The sequence below is a fragment of the Rhodopirellula sp. UBA1907 genome (assembly GCF_002337565.1).
In the GTDB taxonomy this organism is placed as follows: Bacteria; Planctomycetota; Planctomycetia; order Pirellulales; family Pirellulaceae; genus Rhodopirellula; species Rhodopirellula europaea.
Genome location: NZ_DDGH01000029.1, coordinates 17,242 through 42,238, shown reverse-complemented (window position 1 = coordinate 42,238; position 24,997 = coordinate 17,242). Strand labels below are relative to the sequence as shown.

The following is a 24,997-nucleotide window of genomic DNA, read 5'->3' as shown; positions in this document are numbered from 1 at the left end:
CGTTGGACTTCGTGCGACAGGTCCAAGCGGTTTTCCGTCGTTTCCATGCGACGCTGCAGCCAATCCCGAATGTTGCGATTGTCGATGTGCATGAACTGCGCACCGATACTGCGGCAGTAAGTGGACTGCAGTTTGTTCAGAATGACGTCGAGCGTGCTGCCCGAAACGTTTTCGAGAATGCTGCTATCAAAAGGACGAGCCAGGTCCTGCTTGCTCAGCCCATGGCTTCGCGGCGACAGTTCCGGGCAGGTGTGTTCGAACAACCCAAGCGGGTCCAGGGTCGCGACCAAGTGACCACGGACGCGATATTCGCGAACCAACTGGTCCACGCGATCTTGGATCCGAGCCAGCCACAGGGCTTGGTCGACATTTTGATCGCCGGTGGAGCCTGGGCGCTGTGACGTGTCTTCGGCGCTGCCGGGTTGGCCGGAAGCAAACGCGGGCGCAACGACGGAGCGTGCGCCCGAGGTTTTGCCGTTGGAGGTTGCATCACCCTGCGAAGCCGTTTGGCTGGCAGCAGGTGCAGCGCTGGTCCGCGCACCAGCCCCGACCAGGAACTGCTCGAAGTATTGACGCCAGGTTTCCGAAACGCTCGACGGATCACGCACATATTGCACGTACAAATCGTCGATGTAGTCCAACGAATAGCTATTCATGAGTCCCGCAACGAACCGCCGTCGCCAAGCGGATCGCAAAGGAGGAAGGAAACGTGGAAGGTGGGAGAAACGTCAAAAGCACGCTTCCGATCAGGGTGCTGATGCCGCGCCTGAGTCTACTGTACGGAACCAATCCCGGGGTGGGTAGGACGACCGGGTGAACTTTTCCGCGGTTATCGGTACGTTTGACGAGACGATGAGGTTTTGGGAACGTTTTTCCCGCCCGCTTGTCTTTGTTTGCACCACTTTCAGTTTTAGAAATTTACTCAGAATGGCCGTTTTAATTCAGCTCCGAGACGCCGAGAAACGGTTCGGCGACCAAGTCTTGCTCAACGGCGCCAACGTGTCTTTGGTTGACGACGTGAAGGTGGGCTTCGTGGGGCGAAACGGGGCCGGCAAATCGACGCTGTTGCGAATCCTGTTGGGCGAAGAGGAAGTCGAAAAGGGTGAGGTGATTCACCACCCCAATCTGCGGATCGGCTATCTGCGTCAGCACGACCCGTTTCATGAAGGCGAATCAGCGCTCGATTTTCTGATGCGAGATAGCGGCGAACCCGATTGGCGTTGCGGTCAGGTTGCCGGCCAATTCGAGCTGAAAGGCGACTATTTAGAGGGGCCAGTGAAAGCCCTTTCGGGCGGTTGGCAAACCCGAGTGAAGTTGGCGGCTTTGTTGCTGCATGATCCCAACCTGCTGATGTTGGACGAACCCACGAACTTCTTGGATTTGCGGACTCAGATCCTGCTGGAACACTTCCTGCGTGATTTTGGCAAAGCCGCTTTGATCGTTAGCCACGACCGAGCGTTTCTGAAAGCGACGTGCAGCCAGACGTTGGAGCTTTCCCGTGGGCAGTTGACGATGTTCCCCGGCAAGATCCAAGAATTCCTGGAATATCGTGAGGAGCGACGCGAGCACGAAAAACGTGTGAACGCGACGGTGGTGGCCAAGCAAAAACAACTGCAGCGGTTCATCGACAAGAACCGAGCCAATGCTTCCACGGCCAGCCAAGCCCGCAGCAAGGCAAAGCAACTCGAGCGATTGCAGACCACTGAAATCGTGGGTGACGAACCAACCGTCAACATTCGAGCACCACGCGTCCAGCCTCGGCAAGGAACCGCCGTCCGATGCGAAGGGCTGGCGATCGGGTATCCGGGACACGTCGTCGCCGAAGACATCTCGTTGGAAATCGAGCACGGTCAACGCGCCGCGATCGTTGGAGACAACGGTCAGGGCAAGACAACGATGCTGCGGACGCTGGTGCATTCTCTCGAGCCCATCGAAGGTTCAATGAAATGGGGCCATGGCATCGAGATCGGGACCTATGCCCAGCACGTGTACACGACTTTGGACGAGCGGCAAACAATCCTCGAGCATCTCGAGTACGCGTCCGATCCAGAAACCACTCGTCAAGATGTTTTGGCGATGGCCGGTGCGTTGTTGTTTCGCGACGAACATATTCAAAAGAAGATCAAGGTTCTTTCCGGAGGCGAACGTGCTCGCGTTTGTATGGCGAGCCTGTTGCTGGGGACCGCGAACGTATTGGTTCTCGACGAGCCGGGTAACCACTTGGATGTCGAAACGGTCGAGGCTCTCGCGGACGCATTGAAGCTGTACAAGGGCACGGTGATTTTCACCAGTCACGATCGTCACTTCATGGCCGAAGTGGCAACCAATGTGATCGAGGTGAGAGACCGCCGGGTTCGCAACTACTTCGGTAGTTATGAGACCTACTGCGAAGCCGTCGAGAAAGAGATTGACGAGGGTGAGCGAGTTCGCAACGCAAACGCGAAGGCGTCCGGCACGGCTCCTAAAACGGGAGCGGCAAAGGGCAGCGGTGATTCGCGGCAAGACCAGAAAGATCAGCGGAAGCGTGAGAAAGAGGTCAAGAATCTCGAGCGGAAGATCGCCAAGCTGGACGACGAGAAAAAGGATCTGAACAAGAAACTATTGACGGAAACGGATCCAGACGAAGCCGTTCGCTTGCACGATCAAATGAAAGAGATTGAATCGGAATTGGGTGAAGCCGAGGAACGCTGGATGGAACTGAGTGCTGATCAGTGGGAGTGATGGTCTGGTCGTTCTTTGGAGGCTTGGTTTGCTCGCGGAATCTGCGAGTTTGGATCAGTCGCCGCTAGCAGGTTCAATCAATAGCAGTTCTTGCTGAGGCAACGAAACGGTGATGTTCTGCTGGGTGCCGCTTGGCCACCGCACTTCCAACTCCACCTCTGAATCGCCTTCGGGGATGGCAAAGGAAAGGACCGGTTCGTTCGAACTTTGATAGCCAGATCCGGCCATCCGCTGCCGCATTTGGACGCCGCTGCTGGTCGTCGCCAGGATTGTTGTTCCGATGGCATCCCGTTCGGATCGAACGCCGACAACACGCACCGACAATGAATCGGTCGTACGGGGTGTTTGGTTGATCAACAATGCGGTGGGGCGGAACAGGTCGGTGACGACCAAGTCCGTTTGCCCGTCTCGGTTGGCGTCCAATGTCGCCATCGCCCGGCCCATTCGTGGTTCGTCGAAGTAGTGACCAATCGCTGAGTCACGAACCCACTGCCATTTGTTTTCGCTGTCGATAGCGTATAGCTGGGCAGGCATTTCGTACTGGAGGTCTTTGTGCCTGAATTCATCGATGTGACCGTTGGCGACGACTAGCTCATCGATCGCGTCGCCATCTAAATCGACGAACTGAGTACCAAATCCCAGCATGTCACGGCTGGGTGCAGCCAAGTCGACCGAGTCCGTCGTGTCTTGGAACAACCCCGCTCGGACTTGTTCGTAAAACGTATTCGATTCATCGGTGAAGTGGGTGACATACAGGTCCAGGTCGAGGTCGCCATCCGCGTCCGTCGCCGCGATTCCCATGGATGCTTCGGCAGCGGACTGGTGGTTGAACGCGACGCCGCGAATGGTGGCTTGTTCGTTGAGCGATTTGGTGGCGGTTTCAAAACGCCAGAAATGATTCGCAGTCATGTCGTTGGAAATATAGAGATCCAAGCCGTCCACGCCATCGATTTGTCCGACCAGAATTCCGAGACCGCGACCGGGGTCACTGCTGGCAAACCATTGATCCGTTTGGTCTTCAAAAAGAGACGAGGTTTTGATCGCACCGCGGTTCCGATGAACCCGATCACGTTCCGCTGGAAGCGTGATCGGTTGGCACGATCGATACTTCTTGATGATCGCGTCGAGACACCGTTGTTGATACGGAGTTGGGCCGCCGCAGTAATTGATTTCGATCAGATCAGACAAGCCGTCTTGGTCAATGTCGGCCATCGCAACAGATGACGTCCAAGTGTTGCGGGGGTCGTTTCCGACCGCCGTTGTTGCTGTTCCGTCCGCTGAGAACGCTTCTTCCGGATCGTCGAACATCCACTCAGTGACGTTGGTGAAGGTTCCGTCTCCGTTGTTTCGATACAGTGTGTTGATCCCGATATTCGCAATCAGGCAATCGGGAAATCCATCGGCGTTGAAGTCGCCAATGCCGACGCCTTGTGTGAACCCCGGATCGGCCAGTCCACTGGCGTTCGAGACATCAACAAACTGACCGGCTAAGTTTCGAGCGGTTGTGTTGGGTTGGTTGTCGCGTGATCCGGGGCCTCCGCCATCTTTCCCGCCTGACGCGGTCAGGTGGAGATCGGGCCAACCATCCAGATCCAGATCAAGCACACCGGCACCTCCTAGCCCTGATTGCCACAGCCACAAACCATCTTCGGTTCGCGGTCGTTGCAGGCCAACGGTGTGGTTTAGGCCTCTGGCGGCCGCTTCATCGATCAACCGATATCCGCGATCATTGATGGATCGAGTTGGTGGCGGTCGTTTTTCTGGGCCTGATGCGACTTTGGTTGTGTCGTTGGTGTCGGAGGAGTGACGAAACCATCCACGGTCGGCCGCCGCCATCATTTGCTCTCGCGTTTCGGACTTCGCCGGCAACCACTGCGAATCAAAAGTTTGCCATGGCGTCTTGCCTGTCAGTTTGCCTCGAGCGGTCGCGTAAGATTCTTTGAGATTTTCGGCGGGGTCTTGTGACAACGCGAAAGCCGCTCGCAACCAAACCACGGCTTCCCAATGCCGCCCGAGTTGTTGAAGTTTCTCAGCCACGACCACAGCCAGTCTCTGAGAATTGCGACGCCAACTGAGGAAGCCGTCGATGGCATCTCGAAGTTCGTTGACACGCCCAGCCCTGACAGCGGCTTTCTGGCTCAGTTCAAGATCTCCTGACGCAGCCAATGCGGTGGTGAGTTTTGTCAAAGCCTCGTGATGATTTGGATCGAGCCGAACCGCTTCAGCGAACGATGCCACTGCCAGCGAAGTGTCGCCGTTTTGGTCGGCCCAAACGCCGCGAGCGATCCAAACCTGAGGGTGCGATTCGTATTCGTCCGCGAATTCACGGTCTGCAATTCGCTCGAGTGTGTCGACGTCGTTTTCCTCGACCGCCGCGCGAGTCAGAAAAGCCCACGCGGGAATGAACTCGGGATGTCGATCGACGACCGGTTTCAGCTGTTCGAGGACCTCCGACCAGCGGTGGTTGTAAGCGTCAAACCGAGTCATCGCGTATTGAGGTCGCAAGTCGGAAGGATTGAGCTTCAACGCTTGTTTACACATCTGCTCATCGGCTTGCGGGCGCGAAGAATCGCTGGCGATGACCAGTTCGGAGATTCCCGCTTGTCCTCTCTGGATGAGATACCGCAAATGAACCACCGCATCGCGTTCCAAAGCTTGGCTGATCATCAACCCAATCAAAGAAACCCGTCGACCAGCGTCATCGGGGTGCAATCGAACGCATCGCTTCATCAATTCGATCGTGTCGAATGTTCGTCCTTGAGCCATGTAGGCATGCCCGGTCTTCTCGAATAGGTCGGCTGATGGCTTATCCGCTGACTCGATTGCCATGTCAAACATTTCAATGGCATCTTCGATCGATCCCAAAGTTTTGAACGCATCCCCAAGTGTCTCGTACGATTCGACGTCTCCACCTGACGTGAGCATCCTTTGACGCGAGATGGAACTCAGTGTTTGGAGGTCGCGTTTCGCAACGGCGCGGGCAACTTGTCGGTGAAAGCGGTCGGCATCCACTTCGCTATCGACTGACGAGCCGCTAGCAGAGAGTTGGTCGGGTGACGCGGTCGTCTCGTTGGATTCGGAGTACGTGTTCGACGACGTGTCGCTGTTTTGTGGACTGGGGCGGCAACCGGCCGACCATAGGAGCACGAGGACGAAAAGAAGGCTGCCACCGGGTTTCATGAGGGCGTCGAAGAAAGCGTTGCGAAAATGGTCTTGAATGAAACTACAGCAGAACCGGGTGCCGAGGTTCAAATCAAAGGTCGAAACATAAAAAAAACGGGCCCCGAATGAAATTCGGAGCCCGTTTGCATTTTTCGTCAGGATTGAACCAGAGCGGAGGGATCCACTCAGTAGCCGTATCCTAGAGATCGTCGATGTTGACGACTTCTTTCATGCCGCGTGTGCTGAGTGCACCCCACAAACCATAGGGGCTCGCCGACCCAGGAGCACGGTTGCCAGTTTGACCCCGCATCACGACACCGTTGTGGATGTTGCCGGAATCGATCGAATCGGTCACGAACTTCACCGCACCGTCACCCATCAGCACGTGCACGCCACCTTGGTGGCGGCTACTTGGTGGGCAGGCACCGGTATCGAAGTCACCTGAACCACCGAAGCAGATCTCAGCATTAGGCGGCAGGATGCAGTTGAATCCGGTATAGATGATCGGAGTGTCCATCCAGCGGAAACCACGTTTCCAGTCGGCGTTTCCGGTACGAAGGCCATTGCTGCCCGTTCCAGCGACATCGGGATCCCAGAACTGCGGACGAGCAGGATCGATCCAACCAGCTTGGTCACGGCAGTGAGCTGGGTTGTTGTGGATCGTTCCCCAGCCAACCCCATAGCGAGCATTGGTTGTGATGGCATTGTCGCCCAAGTCGGTGGCGATCTCACCACAGGCGATCGTGTTGGACAAACCGTCCAGAACGTCACGGAACTTCAACTGACGGCGGTGGTAGAAGAAACCACGATTCGTCGCGTTTGCGCTTTGTCCATTGTTCGGAGTCAGCACCCATCGGCCACCGGTATGACGCATGTAACCGTGGTTGACCCAGTCAGTGCTGTCGCCGATGCAAGCGGCGTAGTTGGTACGACCATGAGCAGGTGCACCACGACCTGGATCGCTTGGGCAACGGAACGTTCCCACTTCGGTGAACCAAGGACGGTAAGAACCGCCCCAAGGGGCAGGACCCATGGGTGGGAAACCTGGATTAATGGCGTTGCCGTTCATGTCCAAGTTGTAAGGGTTACTGATTTGCTCCCACAAACCTTGTTGTTCCACGAATGGAAGCAATGCGGGAAGCCAACTCAAACGGAATCGGTTGGTCGTTCGACCTGGGCCGGACCCGCCCCAGTCACCGTCAACGTACGTGCCGCCTGCTTGTTGTGGCAGAGCGTTGTAGGCCGAGTGGTAATTGTGGATGCCCAATCCAATTTGCTTGAAGTTGTTGCTGCATTGCATGCGGCGTGCTGCTTCGCGAGCAGCTTGGACGGCGGGCAAGAGCAGCCCAACGAGGACACCAATGATGGCGATGACGACCAGCAGCTCAACGAGCGTGAAGCCGGAAGCTCTTGTTCGATTGCGAACCATATCGCACTCCTAAGATAGATATCGAGAAGAAGAAAGAGAAACAGGCGTTGGGGTTTGATGAAACGAATGCCAACGCCTACATACTGTTACGGAAGAAAGGTACGAGGGACTTAAGGGCGATTGAACCGCGTAATTCGAAGCGCAGCGGTGCTTTGGCGGTTGCAAGTTGTTTTTTTGGGGTGTTCTTATTTTTGCCTTCAGGGGGGGGGGGTTCGGTGAACGCAAGGAGCGCGAATTATGAAGCTGTGACGAGAGGCATTGAAAACGTGCTTTTTCTCAACGAAAACAGCGGTTTGGAGCTGCGGATCTCTGGCTGTTTGCTGCGTTCACTGAGATCTGTTTCTATCTCGTTTGCGCGAACACGCATGAAAAAACCCAACATCAAAACAATGTTGGGTCGTGAAGAAAATTCTGAAAGAATTTCTTTTCTTACTCTTGCTGAGCGTCAGTCGCGCTGTCCATCTCTTGCTCGTAAGAGCTGTCGTCGTAGCTGAATTCAGCCGGGGGCTCAATTTGAGTGGTGCTGTTGTCAGGAGCACAGCCGACAACCGAAAGTGAGCCGGCGAACACGAGCAAAGCGAAGAAGGTTTTCATAGCTTTCATAGATGAACTCAAAGTGGGGGGAATGAATCAACACCATTCAAGCCTAATCGCAGATGAAAGATGCTGGCAAGAGTTAGGTATTCGGAATTGGGGGTGCAAAATGCAGCCAATGTATCCGTGGTTGGCTTTCGATGATCAAAGCTCGTCGTTCCATGCTGACGTTGTCGAATGATTGGTGCGTTCCACTTGGCCAAATGATTTCTATCCGGTGCACATTTTGGTTAGCAGGTATGCCGACCGAAATGAGGTTCTCGTTTCGACTCATGTAGCCATCGCCGGTTTGCACGGTGCGCAGCAGTTTGGCGTTGTCGAGATGGAAATGCACTCTGGCACCGATCGCATCTCGTTCCGTTTGCGTTCCGATGAGTTTGAGTTGCAGCCAACGATGATCGGTGTTCGTTTGGTTTTCGAGCAACGTCAACGGTTCCACCAAATCGCCAACCAAAAGATCCATCAGGCCATCTTGGTTCCAGTCGAAGCGAGCGACAGAACGTGCTAGGTGTTCACCAGCAAAATAGCCGGTCGAGTCTTCGGGAGACGTGGAGACCCAGCGTTGATTTTGGCTGGCCAGCAATTGGGTTGGCATTTGGAACATGGGTTTTGTAGGACGGCGATCCTCGATGTCGCCATTGGCAATCACAAGATCCCAATCACCGTCATTTTCGAAGTCGATCGCCTGGGTTCCGAAGCCAAGCATCGTTCGCGAATGCTCGTCCAATCCGGTCGAGAAAACGCCATCTGAATAGAGGTGATCGGATTGTTGCAGGTAAAGATTGGACAACTCGTCGTCAAAGTTGGTGACATGAAAGTCGAGTGTCTGATTGCCATCGAAGTCACCTGCAGCAATTCCCATGCTCGCGAGAGGTTGACCGGTCACTCCGTATGCCACACCGCTGAGGGTTCCAATGTCCTGAAAATTTGGGCGAAGCGATTTGTCGGCATCGTCGTGAAAGCCGCTTGAGGTTCGATCCCAGAGTTGATTTTGAGTTTGGTCATTTGCGACGAACATTTCGTTGTCGCCATCAGCATCGAAGTCACCGACGACCAGCCCCATGCCTCGGTGTGCGTCGGTCGAGGAGGCAGCGAGTTCCCGAATGGATTGGCCTTCGAATGATCCGTCTGGATGACTCACGAAGACTCGGTCTTCTGCCGCAGAGAACTGCATCGGGCCGGGAAGGCGGATGGGTTGCCCATTGGAGTCGAACTGAATTGGATCGAAGATTCGTTGGTCATCGACATAGTTGATTTCAATGATGTCTGGCAATGAATCGCCAGTCACGTCAGCGATCGCCAGGCCCGTCGTGTAGCGTCCAGCCTCCCAAATGTTGTCGACACTGATGGATCGAAACGTACCGTCACCTTGGTTGAGGAAGAGGCTGTTGCGACCCATGTTGCCAACCACCAAATCCGCGAATCCGTCTTGGTTGATATCGCCGGTCGTCAATGCCATCGAGTAACCGCGGTCATCCACTTCCGCGAAAGTGGTAACATCGATGAATGAATCGCCGAGATGACGAGCCAAGTAGTTGGAAGACATCCCAGGTTCGATCGCATCACCGTCACCTTGGGCAGCGTAAACGTCCGTGCGTCCATCAAGGTCGTAGTCGAAGCACGCGAGGCCTGATCCGAGCGGTTGGTGCAGGAGGAAGTTCTTCTCGACTGGCGGTGATGCATTGCGATATTGAAAATTCAAGCCAACTCGTGAAGCGATATTTTCGAAGTGTGGTTGAATGGATTGCTGCGAAGACGAGGTTTCTTGTTCGGTAATTCGATTTGGCTCGATCGTCATGTCACGCGATGCGACTAGCGAATCCCAATTGGTGCTGGATGGTTCGGCCGGAGGTAGTCCGATGCGTTGCGCAAGTTGCGTTTCCGGAGAATTGAGAGACTGTTTGAGACGCCTCAACGAAACGAGATGTTGATCCACCCGGGCTTGCTGCGGTGTGGTGTAGGCGATGGCATTGAATCGCCACGCCAACGATTGAAACGACAATCCGATCTGCTGCAACTGTTGGGATAGAATTTGGCATGATCGGCCCACGTTGCCTTGTCTGTTCACCGTGGAAGCTGCCAGTTCAGAAAGATCCTTGGCCAGTTGGGCCCGTTCGCTGACTCGTGAGGCTTCGTCGTCAGAACCATTGCTTTGAAGGGCCGCCGCGAGTCGTCGGAGCGCCGCTTGGTGAAGAGTTTCTAGTTCAACCGCTTTCTGAAAGGCTTGGATGGCTGCATCCAAATCGCGATTGGCTTGGTGCCAAATTCCTTCTGCGATCCAGTAGTCGGGGAATGCTCGGCATTGTTCGGGTGCATCTGCGAATGCGCTGGTCGCTTCGTCCAATCGCCCCATCTCGGTCAAAATTCTGACTCGCAACGCCAGCAAAGCCGGGTCTTGTTCGCTGAAAGTAGGCGAGTCTTCTAAGGTCTCGAGTGCACGTTGGAATTGGTTTTCATCGAGGTTTTCGTAGGCGATCGCCAGTGCTTTCTGACTCGACTTCGCTTTGGATTGTTGGCTGTCATGGATTTGTTGTCCTGGATTGACCAAGCAGAGCAATTCGACCGTCGTCATGGGCGAAAGCTGCATCAGACGCCGAAGGTGTTCGTTTGCTTCGAATCGATGGCCGATTTCGTTTTGCAACGCCGCGATCGATCGCAGCGAGTTGACGTCGGCGGTGTCGGAATTCAACAGTTTTTGATAACGCGTGATGGCAGCTTGGTAGTCGCCCGTTTCAGCTGACCACGCTGCCGAGTTGGACAGCAGCGTTCGTCTATGTTCTGGCAAACGTGCTGCGGACTCATCCAGTAAGGCGATCGCGGAATCCATGTTGCCAAGCGATCGTTCGGTTTGAGCTGTCAACGCGATCACGTCCAGCTGATCGGGTTGTTTCAGCAGCAGCGAGTGAAGTTCTCGCAAGGCCTCGGACGAATTGCCCGACGCAAGAAGACGCTGAGCATGTTGCAGCGAAGGTTCCGAAGCGGCGTCTGAATGGATGTCTTTTGAGACTTCAACATTCACGTCGACATCATCGGTCGCTGCGTTTGGAAGCGACTGATTGGCGGCCTTTTTGTCGGGAACATCGGTCTTGTTGCAACCAAGGGTCGAGAGCAGCAGAAGGGCCGCGATGCTAGCAGTGACAAAGGCGACCGATTCGTTCCGATGGGGCATGGCTCATCACTGCTGTCATGAAATCGATGGGGAGGATTTCACTCAGTGTAGCCGACCGGCCTTTGGGTTCCGTTTGTTAAAATCGCAACTGACCACCGAAGCTCAGCCCGTGAGCCACATAGTCGTTTTGAATGAATCGAAATTCAGGTCGCGAAGGAGACGTCACGATTCCCGGTGGAGCCAACAGGTCGGGATCGACATCGCGGTCGATTTGATCGCCTGGTCGTACGACGTTGGGTAAGTACAGCAGTGTGTAGCCGACCGTCGCGTCCAAGCAACTCGTCAAGTGAACGCCGAGTGTGAATCCGATTTCGGGAACCATCGTGAACTCGTCGCGACTGAAGGTGCCTGAATTGTCGCGTTGGGCATAGAGTCCACCGGCGTAGTTGTCCGTCACTCCCGATTCAGTGATCGACGTGTTCCCGTTGATCGAAACCGTTTGCTTGGTCGAGCCGACCGCGACTCGCAAGAGGCTCTCGAGCCAGATGCGTTTCAGATTGGCTTGGTAGACCACTCCGAGTTGCAGCCCATCAAATTCGTTGCTGGTTCGAAACGCTTCGTTCAGAACGATTGTTCCGGGGGCTGCGGTCAATTGCGAGTCCAGCGTTTCGGAAAACGTCAGGGCTTCATCCAGTTCGATGCGTCGGTACCCGACCAACCAATCGACGCGATCGGTGTTGCGGCAAGTCACACAGTTGCCACCGCAAGTCGGACAAAGTGCAACACGACCATTGACCAAGTACGAATTGAGTTTGGAGCTGGCACCGATCGACAAATTGCCATCGACCACGGTGGGGTAGTTGATCAGCTGAGCTGTCTCGATGTCGGTGTCGGTTCGGTAAAACGGACGAGCCAGGATTTGCGTTCCACCATCGCGACTGAAACCGGAATCGTTGGATCCAATTCGAAAGTATTCGCCTTCGATTCCAAACGCCGATGCTGGGGTGACAAAGAAACCACCGCGGAACCGAATTCCGTTGGTGCTGTCGTCGTTGATCTCGCCTCCGTACAACGTCGTGGTGGTTGCCAGTCCCAAAACACCGGCATCAGCTTGGGCCGTTCCGTCTGGGCTGGTGGTCACCAAGGCCGGCGTCTCCATGCCATCGGCCATCCATCGGATGTAGTCCGTTCGCAACCAAAATCGATCTTGGGTGGCCGCGTTGGTTGTGAACAACGTGGGAGGAAAGGACTGATTTGGAAATCCTGCCAAGAAACCTCCGCCCTGCGTTCCGCTGTTGTAGGCCGCGGTAGCGTACGGATCGAGTGCGTTTCCATTGACCGGGACAACCGCATATTGCTGAGCGTGCGCGCCTTGTGTTTCACAGAACAAATTCAACAACAAAAACAATGTTGCGATGACTGGATTGCAAAACAGGCGATGGCTGCAGAACCGCGAAAGGTGAGTTTTATTGGGTTGGCTGGTCGGGGCTGGCATTTTTTTTCCGTTCTAGATCGGATTCGCTCAAGATTTTGGCGTGTCCAACCGAACGGATCGTCAATCCATGTCCATGGCGTCAAGACCAAACGCGGGCCAAATAGCCATGTGGCTTGGTCCGACGCGTGAAACCGGTTCGCTTTGATGAGACGCCAGTTCTATCTGGCGATTACGGGCGGCCGGATGAACGGCCACGCGGATGGAACGTTGAGACGTGGTAAGGCCTCGCTTGGTTTCAAAGCATCGGCTCGAGTGCCAGATTGGGACATTGCCTACGGGTAAGCGGCGATACATCGACCCGACCTGGGAACTCGCTCCGGCGACGTTCCTTCCAACTAGCTGTCAGCGCATGAAAAAGCCCGACCTTTTCCCCCCGAAAAAGGCCGGGCTTGACTCACGAAATCGATCCGAGCGTTCCACCGGCTCCCCGTTGCCCGGCATCGATTTGTTGTCGCGAGTTTACTTCTGTCCTTCGGATCAGCGATCCGTCGGACGGTTCTGAATGCCTGGCGTTTGCATGAACGATGCCAGGAAGCTGCGTTTGCTGTTGTCGACGACCGTGAAGTCGGTCAGCGGAACAACGGTCGGGTTGGTGCCACCGACGTCAATGTCGTCGATGCTTTCACCGTTGCCCAAAGCTCCTTCTGCGGAGCTCGGGAATTCAGGTCCGTCGCTCGTGCCGCTTGGCAATGACAATCGAGTCACTTGGTATTTGCCAGGCAGCAAGTCTTCGAACAAGTATTCGCCGTTGGCGTCGGTGGTCACGGTGACGGGAGTGAACGTGCTGCCGTCCGACAATGTGCCGGTCAGTTGCAGCTGAACCCCTTCGTAACCCACTTCACCCGCGTCCCGGACACCATTTCGGTTGGCATCGCGGTAGACATTGCCGGAGATCTCGTTGATTGCTTGATCAATGGCTGTGGTTGCCGAAGCCGTGTTGTCGGTGGTGTTGGTTTCCGCCGTTGTGGTGGAGACCGTCACGCTGTTGACTTGGTCAGCCGTTACCCCATCGTTGACCGAGGCCACGATGGTGAACTGGAATGAGCTGCCCGAGGCAATGGTGCCACCGTTGACGGTGACCGTTTGCCCAGTCGCGGACAATGCTCCACTTGGTCCCGTACCGCTAACGAAGGTCAATCCCGCTGGCAGCGTATCGACTGCGGTCACGGCGGCTGCAGGCGAAGGGCCATCGTTGAAGACGATCACGGTGTAAGTCAGTTCCGCACCGGTTTGAGCGGTGGTCACGTCAACCGTTTTGGTGACCCGAACGTTGGCTTCAGGAACAACGGTGACCGGAACGGATGCCGAGTTGTTGTCGGTTTGAGTTTCGCCGGTATCCGTTGCGATCGAAACATTGTTCGTGATCGATCCGGTAGCGTCATCGTCAACCGTCGCCGTGATCGTCAGTGTTCGAGTGGTGCCAGGAGCAAGGTCGAACTCAGGGAAGACGATCACACCGTTGGTGGTGCTGGTCGGAGTCACAGCGGCACCACCTGACGTGGCCGAAGCGAATGTCAAACCAGCGGGTAACGTGTCAGTCACGATGGCACCCGTTGCCGTCGATGGGCTTTCACCATTGTCAGCTTCGGTTCCGTCGTCATCGGTGTCATGCGAAACGACAATGTTGAACGTCACAGTGTCATCGGGGCCGAATGTAGTGGCACCACCCTGGACGGTCTTTGCAATTGTCAGGTCGAACTCGGGAGTCACACCCACGGTGACGGTGTCGGTGTTATTGGTGCTGTCCAGTTCGGTCACGCCAGGAACGGCAACGGCTGCGGAGTTGACCAGGTCCGTTGTCACGGTCGGATCCACATCGGCGGTGACCGTGAAGGTCCGTGTTGTGCCAACTGGGATCGAAGCGTATTCGACTTCGAGCAGTCGTGTGGTGGTGTTGAAGTTGGAGGTCGAAGAACCAGCGGCCGTGATCACGACGTTGGACAATCCTGCGGGCAACGTGTCGGTGACCCGAGAGTTGATTGCATCGGAGATGCTGTCGTCGTCATGCGAAACCGTGAAGGTGTAGGTGACGGTGTCCGCACCGGGAACCACGGTGGTTTCTGCTGCCGTCTTCTCCAAGATCAAGTCGATTCGGGCGTCCGGATCGATGTTGACGGTGGAGGTGTTGTTGTTGGAATCCGATTCGGGGTCCGTTGTGCTGACTGTCGCTGTGTTGGCGATCACATCGAATTCGTCCGAGGCGATGCCGACTTCGAATTCAAACGTCAATGATTCGCTCGGGTCCATATCGGGAACCGTGAAGGTCAACGTTTGACCCGTTTGGACAACCGTGACGCCTGATGTTCCAGAGTCAAAGCTGCCGGCGACCAAAGACAATCCATCGTCCAAGATGTCGACGACTTCAACACCGCGAGCTTCGGATGGTCCAGCGTTGCTGACGACGACTTGGTAGGTGACAAAACCGCCAGCGACAACCTGGAATGGCGAAGTGCTGTCGATGATGTCATCAGCGTCATCGCCATCGGTGCGATCATCGGGAATCCGAGTTTCGATGACCGTTTTCGCGACCGTCACATCGACTTCGCGGACGACGGCGGTTGTGTCGTTGGTTGTTACATCGGGTGCGTTGTCGGCCGTTGCGGTGACCGAGTTGTCCAGTGGCGAATCACCGTCGGCGATTGTTGCATCGACCGTGACAATGATCTCGATTGTTTCGTCTTCGCCGGCTGCCAAATCGCCCAGCACCATCTGAATCTTGCCGATGTCAGGGCCTGCGGTCACTTCGCTGACCGAACCCGAACCGTCAGTGAAGCTGGCCGAAACAAACGTTACTCCGGTTGGCAGCGTGTCCAGTGCGGTCACGTTGATGGCGTTGTCGGTGCTGGTGTTGGTGACCGTGATTTGATAGGTCAGTTGGTTACCCGCCGTAACGGTCGCCAAGTTGTCCGTTTTGGTCACGCTCAAAGTTGCGATGGGAACATCCGCGTTCGCCAACGAAACGTTGTTCAACAGTGGATCGGAGTCAACCGGGTTGGTCGGGTCGTTGTCGACTTCGACTTGGAAACCACTGACGTGAGCTTCATTTTCAGGGTCCGCTGAAACATCGGTGTCGATGTCGGTGAAGACTCGGTAGGTGACCGATCCAGATGCGGCCAAGGCTCCGACGCTGAACGTTCGGATCTCACGACCCGCACCACCCACTTCGGTCGTCGTGGTGGTGGCAACTGCCCCGCCGCCACTGTCTTCGATTCGATCGAAGGTCAGGCCTTCGGGGATGAAGTCATCCACGCTGACATCGGTGGCATCCAATGGACCCAAGTTTTCAATCACCAAGTCGAAGACCGCAGTACCGCCCGCGATCAAGTTCGATGATGCGGTCACCAACGATTTTGTGATTCGCAAGTCGGTGTTGGGAACCACACCGAAGTCGACAGTTGAGTTGGTATTGTTGTCGGTTCCGTCCGTGGTGGGTTCGCCGTTGACTTCCAGAGTGATCGCGCCGCTGACCAAGCCGATTCCATCGACATAGGTGCCGTCGTTATCGTCGTTGGCATTCAGGTCAGTGTCCGCGGCGGCGGTGCCACTGCCGGAGTGTCCAAAGAGCGGTTGGCCGGTTGCGAATTCCGATTCAGGAATCACAACTGCGTAGGTGCCAGGACCAAGTGGATCGCCGCTGGTCAGCGTGGTGAAGGTGTAGGCACCCGAGGTGGCTCCACCGGCGACCGTGGTCGTCGCGATCGGAGTGTCGCCAGCGTCGACCGTGTCAGTTGGTCCGCTCAAAGCGTAGAGTTCCACCACGATTTCATTCCCCGCACCGGGGTTGGGGAAATCGGGTTCGCCAGCGTCACGTGTGCCGTTGTTTTGATTGGTTTGGTTGGTTCCGCCGCCGTCGTCGATGAAGACTTCACCGCCCAATTCCATGGGCTGGATGCTGGCCAGGTTCAGCACGTTTTCATTGCTGCGCCGCGTTTCCAATATGCTGACACGAAAGTCGGTTCCGGTCGTCACGAGCGTTTGATCGAGTTCGAATTCGAATGCACCCACATCGCTAAAATCAGCTCCGGTTCCACCGGTGTCGCTGAAGTCAGAGAATGGCACAAACACCGTCAGAGGAGTCGGGTCCGAGAGATTGTCGGGAAGGTCGATCGTGGCGGTGGAAAAATTGGGTCCGTCAGTGAAGACTCGAAGGATCAAAGCGTCGGCAACGACATCGTCCGCACGAATGTCCAGCATGATCCCAGCTGCGGAGTCGCCATCGCTGAAGTCAATGCCGGTGGCTCCGCCATCGCGAAGTCCGATCGGATCCAACGCAATCGCTCCGTCATCATTGTCGACGCCGTCGTATTGAACCAAGAGGGCGGCGTTGACGGTGCCATCCGTATTCAGTGCCAAAACTCCCCCGCCTGACACGCTGAAGCGAGCCGATTCGTTGACGGTGTCAGCGTTGGCGAGTACTGTCACCACCACATCGCGTTCCCCACCTAGGACGCCACTTCCGGCTCCTAAATCGCCGGAGGAATCCTCGTTCGATCCAATCGTGGCTTGCGACACCGGTTGACCTGGCTGAGCGGCTGTCAACTCATCCACTTCCTGCTGCGTCACTCCTTCGTCATCGGTGACGGTCACTGTGGCTGTGTCGGGGAAGACCAATCCGCTGAGGTCGGCACCACCCGGGGCGTCTTCTTGCGTTAGGAAATACACGCCGGTGGCAGTCACGCCAGACGCGTCCGAGCCATCCAGGTTGGTGAAGCGGTAAGCTCCGTCGGCGACCGTCGTGACGGTACCCTCGACAACGTCAGTTCCGATGTCCAAGGTTCCGTTGGAGTTGGCGTCGCGGTACAAGGTGATTAGCGCACCTTCGATGGCTGGTTCGCCGCCATCCATCGTTCCGCTGCCATCGCTGTCGATGTAGGCGATGCCGCTGATGGCGGCCAAATCGCTTGCCATCAGTTCCCGTTTTTGTAGGGATTCCAGTCGAAGACGCCGTTGTCCTCGGCGACCACGACGGCTGGATTTCGCTTGATCAGATTTTTGGGTGCGACGGCTTTGACCGGTCAGACGGTCGATCATGCGTTGGAAGATCATGTCCAATTCCCTGGAAACTGTTGTCTTAGTTGGGGGAGCGTGCGTCTCCGGACGCCTGTCACGTGAGCATCATGGGGATGACGCGACTGGCTCGTGGCTGAGTGGTGCATGGGATGCCCACACCCGGCGAATGGTTTCAGTCTTCACCGCTCCGAATCCCTCGGCTTCGGTGTAATCGGCATGTTTGCTTCATTCGCGTCAGCTGATTCATTGCGAGTCAGCTGAAATTTTCGAATTGTTCCTTCCGGCAACCCATTCAGGATTCCCGGTCAAATCAGCAGGCCTTGCCAAACCTCTCCACGTTTTCCCCTACCAGCGATACTCGCCGCCGAAGCTGATGCCTTGGGCCCAGTAATCGGTGTTGTCGAATTCGAAGGCGGGGTAGTCAGCTAGAACAGGTGTTGCTGGAGTCGTGCCGTTGGGCAATTGAGCCGTGTCGACGCGGCGGTCGATGTGATCGCCAGGTCGCACCACGTTGGACCAGTAAAGGAACGTGTATCCGAAGGTGGCTCGCAGTTGCTCGGTGACTTGGTAACCCAGTGTCAGGTCGAGTTGTGGCAGGACTGAGAATTCGTCCCGGCTGTACTCGCCAATGTTCGAGTTCTGAGCCAGCAGACCGCCTTTTTCAGCCGCACCGCCATCGATGGATGTTTCACCGTCGATCGAGACTCGTTGACGAGTGTTGCCAACGCCCAAGCGAATCAAAGCGTCGAACGTCCAGTAGCCTCGGGTTCGTTTGTACATCCAACCCAAGTCCAAGCCGTTGAATTGGTTGCGAGTGCGGAAGTCATCGAAGATGTCGTACTGCAACACGGTGGTGTCAGGAGCCGTTGGGATGCTGGCCAAGTCTTCCGTGATGCGAACGCCTTCACGCAGTTCGACTTGGCGGAATCCGACCAGGTATTCAAATCGTTCGCAGGTGTGTTCGGGGCAACCACAGAAGACGCCTTGGCTGCAGCTGGTTTCGCTGCGGCGAAGGTGACGCAGGTTGATTCCCCATCCACGCAAGCGACTGTCGACATCGACGGCGACCGTTCCTGCGAGTTGGTTGGGGAAGGCGACTTGTTGTTGGTCTTCGACGCTGCCGTTGGCCACGTTGATGAATGGGCGACCCAAGAATTGCGAGTCAGCACCACTGGCACGATAGCTGTCGGTTTCTTCCCCGATTCCGAAACCTTCAGCTCCAATACCCCAGGTGTGGCACTTGTCCAACCAGAATCCAAACTTCAGACGCAATCCGTCCATGTTGTCGGTCAAGACATCTTGGCCGCCGTACAGCACACGACCCGGATCATTCGGGAAACGTTGCGATGGCAGCACATCGGTGGACACCAACGGTGGCAACGCCATGCCGTCTTGCCACCACAGCAGGTACTCAGCCGAGAACCAGCCGTCCTGTGGCCAGCAAAGCGTCACGCAAGGTCGCATCACGTCGCAGTCGTTGTATTCGCCGCACATTGGGTCGCCGTTGTGGCAAACGCCACTGCCGCAACCGATGCCGTCGCATCCGCCGTAGCTGACCGCACCGCAACCACCGTCGCATCCGTGGTCGCCGCAACCGCAGCTTCCCATGGGCATGGAGTCGCAACCGCCGTCCAGCATCGGGTCGTAGATGACCTGGCCGTCCAGTGGCATCGAATGAGTGATCGGGCCTTCTTCAATGATCGGGTTGATCGAAGGCGGCATGGGCGGAGAAGGCAAGGATGACGTGTGGTCTACCAAGCGAACATTCGCCGACTGCGGGCGATTCGCGTTGGTCGACTTCGAGGCCGTTTTTTGCGAGAGGTCTCGGACTGGCTGCCACGATGCTCGAGCGTTCTGCTCTATATAGCTCGCGTTGCGAACCGAACCGGATTGGCTCGACCGAGTTGAATTGGTTTGTGCATGCAAAGGGGCTGCCATCACGGCAAGCGTCCCAAAGATACAGAAGTAAAACAGACGTTTTGACACGGGCGTCACCCATCAATGCTGGAGTCGGGGGGGAGGTGAGGCTCGACCCCGTTGGGCAGACGGACACGTGCATGTCACGTCGCGCCGTCGGTCGAGAATCACCGGCTCACCACTCGTATCGACCCCGATTGTTGAGATACTGCATCCAAAAACGTCAAAATCAGAAAAATCGTTAGGCGCAACGCTTTCGGAAAACTCGCCTGCGGCTGCCTGTTTTGCCAGGTTTGTGTGTTTTGATGTGAGGTGGGCTGAGACGCTGTTTCACAGGTGTTTGTGTGAAACGCGCATACTCCGCTGAAAGAACTCCTGACGCCGTTATAATACAGAGGTTCTGATCCAACCCAGAAACCCACCTCGACTCCCTCCATGCCATCTCTCTTCACCCGCTTTCCGTCGCCATCCGGCGGGAATGCATTGGTCCGTCTGTTTTTCAGTCTCAGGACTGGCGCCCGCCCGTGGCTTATCGCTGGAAGCACCGTTCAAATCACTTCGATGGTGCTGCTAGGCTGCCTCTGTTTGAATTCTTTCGAGTCTCAGTCGACGCGTGCCGCGGAGCCTGCCACCGCGAATGGTCAATCAAGCGGTGGTGAGGAATCTCCGGTTGATTTCAATTCGCAGATTCGCCCGATTCTCGTCGCGAATTGCACTTCGTGCCACGGCGGGGTGAAGCAAGCCGGCGACGTCTCGTTCATCTATCCCGAGCAGGTGCTGCCGCCGGACGGATGGATTGTCGAGCCGGGCGACCCCGAAGCATCGATCTTGATCGAACGCATCACGACCGACGACGCCGACATTCGCATGCCGCCGCCGGACGAGCATCCCGACCCGTTGTCGCCGGAAGACATCGAGTTGCTGCGTCGTTGGATTGCCGAAGGAGCCCAGTGGCAAAGCATGTGGGCGCTCACGCCGCTGGGGCTAGCCTCATCGCCTGCCGAATTGAAGACAAAGCACTCAGCTGAAAGCAAGTGGGGAACGCAGCCGCTTGATCAAATCGTGCTGGCAAGTTTGCAAGCTAAAAATCTGACACCAAGCGAGGAAGCACCCGCCGAACAATGGCTGCGGCGCGCTTCGTTTGATTTGATTGGGATGCCGCCGTCGGAAGACCAACTCACCGAGTTTCTTTCCAAGCTGGAATCAGTCTCGTTAACCAGTGAGAAAGAAGCGGTCTATGCAGCGGAGGTCGACATGATGTTGGCCGAGTCTCACTTTGGCGAACGTTGGGCGTCCGTTTGGATGGACCTCGCTCGCTATGCCGACTCAATGGGGTTCGAAAAGGATCCGCACCGCGACATGTGGCCTTACCGAGATTGGTTGATCCAGGCCTTCAACGCTGACATGCCCTACGACGAATTCACGATCAAGCAATTGGCCGGCGATTTGCTCGAAGACGCGACGGCGGGAGACTGGATTGCAACCGCGTTTCATCGCAACACGCAAACCAACACCGAAGGCGGGACCGACGACGAAGAGTTCCGCATCGCTGCGTTGATCGACCGCGTCAACACGACTTGGACGGTGTGGCAGGCCAGCACCTTTGGATGCGTCCAGTGTCACTCGCATCCATACGACCCGATCGAACACGACGAGTACTACGCCTCGTTGGCGATGTTCAACGACACGATGGATGTGGATCTGCCGGATGAGTATCCGACGATTCGTGTTCCCAACGATCGATCACAATTGGAACATGCCATTGATGTGCAGCGACGAGCCGAAGAGCTGCGTCATCAACGCAACGCGGTCGGATGGAATGTCGCTCATGCAGCAAACTGGCAATCGCTGACTCCGGCTTCGTTCAAAACCACCGACGGAAAACTGAAGCAAGTCGACAATCAAATCGTGACCGATGGTGGTACCTTCCCGCCCGGAACGAAGTACACCGTCGAGCTGGACCTTGAAGACTTGCAAACTCAATTGGGTGAGCAACCGTTGTCGGCGATGAAGTTGGATATCTTGCCGCTCAGCGATGATCCGGCGCAGTGGCCTGAGCAAGGTTCCGTGCTCAGCGAACTCACCGCTGAGTGGATCGATGCCGAGGGCAACGCCACTCCGGTCGCGTGGGCGGGTGTCATCGCCGATGCGATCACCGGCAGCACGGATCCAGACGATGCTCTTCGCGGCAACGCGTCGGGAGCCGGCGAATACCCGAAGCTGACGGGACCGCGGCAAACCGTGTTTGTGATGCGAGATCCGAGTTCGTGGGAATCGCTGAATGAGAAGTCAATCAAAACGCTGCGATTGACCATGCGTCAGTCGCACTCGACGACCGGAAATCTGGCAACACCGATCCGTCGATTGGAATGGTTCGCGACCACGGAGGTGGAAGCTAACCAGTTGCTCGAAAGCGACCAGTGGAAGCAACTCACCGATTCGCTCGCGCAAGCCCGCAAGGAAGCGTCGCAGGTCAAAGGCCCCAAATTGCCGATCGTTTTCAATCGTCCGGCTGAGGCAGCACGAGAAACACGCGTGTTTGTCCGTGGCAACTGGATGGAACGCGGCGAGAAGGTCGATCCGGCCATTCCAGTGGCCTTCACCCAAGGCACATCGGTGCGTCCCTCGGACGTGAACAGTCGCTTGGAACTGGCGCAATGGTTGGTTTCCAATGACAACCCGCTGACCCCGCGAGTGTGGGCCAATCGAGTGTGGGCTCAGTTGTTTGGAATCGGATTGGTGGAGACACAAGAGGACTTTGGATCCAGCGGTCTGCAGCCGACCCATCCGCAGTTGCTCGATCACCTCGCCTTGCGATTGCGAGACGAACACCGTTGGCACTTGAAACCGTTCTTGCGTGAGTTGGTGTTGTCATCGACTTATCGTCAAACGCATCACGTCAGCGAAGAACTGCAGCAGGCCGATCCGCGAAATCAGTGGTTGGCTCGCGGGCCGCGAACGCGATTGACTGCCGAAATGGTTCGCGATCAAGCGTTGGCTGTGTCAGGATTGTTGACCGAGCAAATCGGTGGCCCGTCCGTCATGCCGCCTCAACCCAATGGCGTTTGGCAGACCGTTTACAGCGGGGCGTCTTGGAAAACCGCGACCGGTCCCGAACGCTATCGCCGGGCGCTCTACACGTACTGGCGACGAACGAGTCCCTACCCGAGTTTCTTGACCTTCGATTCGCCCACGCGAGACCTGTGTGCACCACGACGAATCGCAACCAACACGCCGCTGCAAGCCTTGGTGACGCTGAACGATCCCGTCTACGCCGAATGCGGGAAGGCTTTGGTCGAACAAACCGCCACGGACGAAACCCAGGGCACCAGCACTCCGATCGAATCGCAAATCGCTCGCATGTTCTTGCTGGTGACACAAAGCCAACCGACGGAATGGGAACTTCATGAATTGAAGGCACTCTACGACGACTTGGACGAAACCAGTGGCGTTCCACAAGACGACGGCAAACTCAACGTGGACCAGAACGCGCTCGCGATTGTGGCCAGCACCATTTTGAACCTCGACAAAGCACTGACCAAATGAATCCTCTCAACGACTCCGTGCGTCTTGGTTCGTTGCAATGGCAAACGCGGCGACACTTTCTGCAAAACTGTTCGCTTGGTTTGGCCGGGATGTGGTTGGGCAGTCAAGCCAACTCGGTCCACGGTGAGGCCGCGAAACCCGGTGATGCGGCACCGATGTTGGCTCCGCATTTCCCACCCAAAGCCAAACGTGTGATCTTCCTGCACATGGCGGGCGGACCGAGCCAGTTGGAATTGTTTGACTACAAACCCGACTTGCAGCAACTGGATGGGAAAGACACGCCGGCCAGCTTCTTGGAAGGAAAGCGTTTCGCGTTCATCCAAGGCGTGCCCAAAATGCTGGGACCGCAGTTTCCATTCGCCCAGCATGGTGAAAGTGGGGCTTGGGTTTCCGATCGTTTGCCGCACTTCCAATCGGTGGTCGACAAAGTCTGCTTCGTCAAATCGATGCACACGACCCAGTTCAATCACGCACCGGCACAGTTGCTGTTGCACACCGGCAGTCAGAATCTTGGTTCGGCGTCCTTTGGTGCATGGACGATGTATGGCCTCGGCAGTGAGAACCAGAACCTGCCCGGGTTTGTTGTCTTGGTCTCCGGCGGCAAAACACCGTCCGCCGGGAAGAGTGTTTGGGGATCGGGATTTCTGCCTTCCGTGCATCAAGGCGTCCAGTGCCGCAGCAAAGGCGATCCGGTTTTGTACCTTTCCAACCCAGAAGGCGTCAGTCGCATCCAGCGACGACGTGCTCTGGATACCCTGGCCAAACTCAATCGAGAAACGTTTGAGCAAACCGGCGACGCCGAGGTGCTGACGCGAATTTCTCAGTATGAAATGGCGTTTCGGATGCAGACCAGTGCGACCGAAGCATTTGATCTGAGTCAGGAAACCGCCGACGTTCATGCGATGTACGGCACCAAGCCCGGCGAAGAATCGTTTGCGAACAATTGTTTGCTCGCTCGCCGGTTGGCGGAACGCGACGTGCGTTTCATTCAACTGTTCCACTGGGGTTGGGACTCACACGGTGCCGGAGCCAACGAAGCGATCAACAAAGGGTTCCACGATCGTTGCCGTGAAGTCGACCAGCCAATGACGGCGCTGCTGAAAGACTTGGATCAACGTGGACTGCTGGAAGACACACTGGTTGTCTGGGGCGGTGAGTTTGGACGAACGCCGATGCGAGAGAATCGCGGCGGTCGCGAGATGAAGTTGATTGGTCGCGACCACAATCCTGGCGCATTCACGATGTGGTTTGCGGGCGGCGGAATCAAACCCGGCGTTTCGATCGGGCACACCGACGACATCGGATATGAGGCGGTCGAGAACAAGGTTTCCCCTCACGACTTGCACGCGACGCTTCAGCATCTGCTGGGCATCGATCACCACAAACTGACTTACATGAGCCAGGGCCTGCCGCAACGATTGTCCAACGTGACCCAGCCCTCACGAATCGTGACGGACATGTTCGCGTGAACGGCATCGCTCGATCTCTCCCGAAACTTCGTTTTGGAAGAGGCGACGGAGCAATGTCAGAGTAGAACAGTTGTCCCCAACTGTTCCGTCTCGCAAGGTGCCGACGCGAGGTTGGTTTCGAACTGTTTAAGCTTGGAATGGGTGGTGACGGACGCTGGATTGTTGGGGTTCGCACACGGAACAATTGGGGGCAATTGTTCTACTCTGGGAGGACTCTCGGGGCTTCCACCTCGAGCTATGAGGTCGTGCAGTTTTTTGATGCAGGTATTTATGCTGCTTTCGCGCACCGCACCTCTCCCGAAACGAAGTTTGGGGAGAGGTCGAGCGACGCCGTTCAGGCGTACGCGAGGGTGAGGGCCGAGCATGGGAAACGGCGCGGACAGCCCTCCCCGGAATTCTCGCTGAACGCTCGCATTCCGACCCTCCCCAACTGCGTTCAGGAGGGTGATTTCAACCTTGCGAGCACTGCGTTTGTAAAACTGCACGACCTCCTATTCAGGAGGACTCCTCCGGAGCCTTCGATGCAAATTCGCCCGGAGGGGCCG

The 24,997-nt window shown here is 56.3% G+C and carries 11 protein-coding genes; 4 read left to right on the top strand and 7 right to left on the bottom strand.

Annotated elements, in window-relative coordinates:
* Nucleotides 1-656 (bottom strand): 2-oxoglutarate dehydrogenase E1 subunit family protein (locus B2R17_RS06130; protein ID WP_414707237.1); only part of this gene is annotated, 656 nt, incomplete at its 3' end.
* 271 nt (nt 657-927) lie between these two features.
* Between B2R17_RS06130 and B2R17_RS06125 the strand changes: the two genes are divergently transcribed.
* Nucleotides 928-2,721, top strand: coding sequence for an ABC-F family ATP-binding cassette domain-containing protein (locus B2R17_RS06125; RefSeq protein WP_008661153.1), 1,794 nt, complete (start codon nt 928-930; stop codon nt 2,719-2,721).
* Between the two features lie 54 nt (nt 2,722-2,775).
* Here the strand turns inward: B2R17_RS06125 and B2R17_RS06120 are convergent, their stop codons facing one another.
* Together B2R17_RS06120 and B2R17_RS06115 are read right to left on the bottom strand one after the other, a co-directional pair.
* The gene (locus B2R17_RS06120) at nt 2,776-5,901 is read right to left on the bottom strand and encodes an FG-GAP-like repeat-containing protein (RefSeq protein ID WP_286763280.1); all 3,126 of its coding nucleotides are present in this window, start codon (nt 5,899-5,901) and stop codon (nt 2,776-2,778) included.
* A gap of 181 nt (nt 5,902-6,082) precedes the next feature.
* Nucleotides 6,083-7,312 (bottom strand): DUF1559 domain-containing protein, encoded by a 1,230-nt coding sequence (locus B2R17_RS06115; RefSeq protein WP_286763279.1) that lies wholly within the window; start codon nt 7,310-7,312, stop codon nt 6,083-6,085.
* Here B2R17_RS06115 and B2R17_RS06110 point away from each other — a divergent pair.
* The gene (locus B2R17_RS06110) at nt 7,294-7,806 is read left to right on the top strand and encodes a hypothetical protein (protein WP_286763278.1); all 513 of its coding nucleotides are present in this window, start codon (nt 7,294-7,296) and stop codon (nt 7,804-7,806) included. The genes B2R17_RS06115 and B2R17_RS06110 overlap by 19 nt on opposite strands.
* A gap of 182 nt (nt 7,807-7,988) precedes the next feature.
* Here B2R17_RS06110 and B2R17_RS06105 read toward each other — a convergent pair whose 3' ends face one another.
* The 4 genes from B2R17_RS06105 to B2R17_RS06090 all read right to left on the bottom strand — a co-directional run bounded on the left by B2R17_RS06105 (nt 7,989) and on the right by B2R17_RS06090 (nt 19,506).
* A complete protein-coding gene (locus tag B2R17_RS06105; RefSeq protein WP_286763277.1) occupies nt 7,989-11,075 on the bottom strand; it encodes an FG-GAP-like repeat-containing protein in 3,087 nt (1,028 codons plus the stop codon).
* Nucleotides 11,076-11,151: 76 nt separating this feature from the next.
* Nucleotides 11,152-12,510, bottom strand: coding sequence for a BBP7 family outer membrane beta-barrel protein (locus B2R17_RS06100; protein ID WP_286763276.1), 1,359 nt, complete (start codon nt 12,508-12,510; stop codon nt 11,152-11,154).
* A gap of 477 nt (nt 12,511-12,987) precedes the next feature.
* Nucleotides 12,988-17,556, bottom strand: coding sequence for a beta strand repeat-containing protein (locus B2R17_RS06095; protein ID WP_286763275.1), 4,569 nt, complete (start codon nt 17,554-17,556; stop codon nt 12,988-12,990).
* A gap of 309 nt (nt 17,557-17,865) precedes the next feature.
* Complete coding sequence (locus tag B2R17_RS06090) at nt 17,866-19,506, bottom strand: BBP7 family outer membrane beta-barrel protein (protein ID WP_008671048.1); 1,641 nt, start codon at nt 19,504-19,506, stop codon at nt 17,866-17,868.
* Nucleotides 19,507-19,872: 366 nt separating this feature from the next.
* On the opposite strand from B2R17_RS06090, the gene B2R17_RS06085 reads away from it, so the two are divergent.
* Together B2R17_RS06085 and B2R17_RS06080 are read left to right on the top strand one after the other, a co-directional pair.
* Nucleotides 19,873-22,983 carry a PSD1 and planctomycete cytochrome C domain-containing protein gene (locus B2R17_RS06085; protein WP_286763274.1) on the top strand — a complete coding sequence of 1,037 codons (3,111 nt, stop codon included), beginning with the start codon at nt 19,873-19,875 and terminating at the stop codon, nt 22,981-22,983.
* Nucleotides 22,980-24,452, top strand: coding sequence for a DUF1501 domain-containing protein (locus B2R17_RS06080; RefSeq protein ID WP_286763273.1), 1,473 nt, complete (start codon nt 22,980-22,982; stop codon nt 24,450-24,452). The genes B2R17_RS06085 and B2R17_RS06080 overlap by 4 nt, the downstream gene beginning before the upstream one ends.
* The last annotated feature ends 545 nt before the right edge of the window (nt 24,453-24,997 follow it).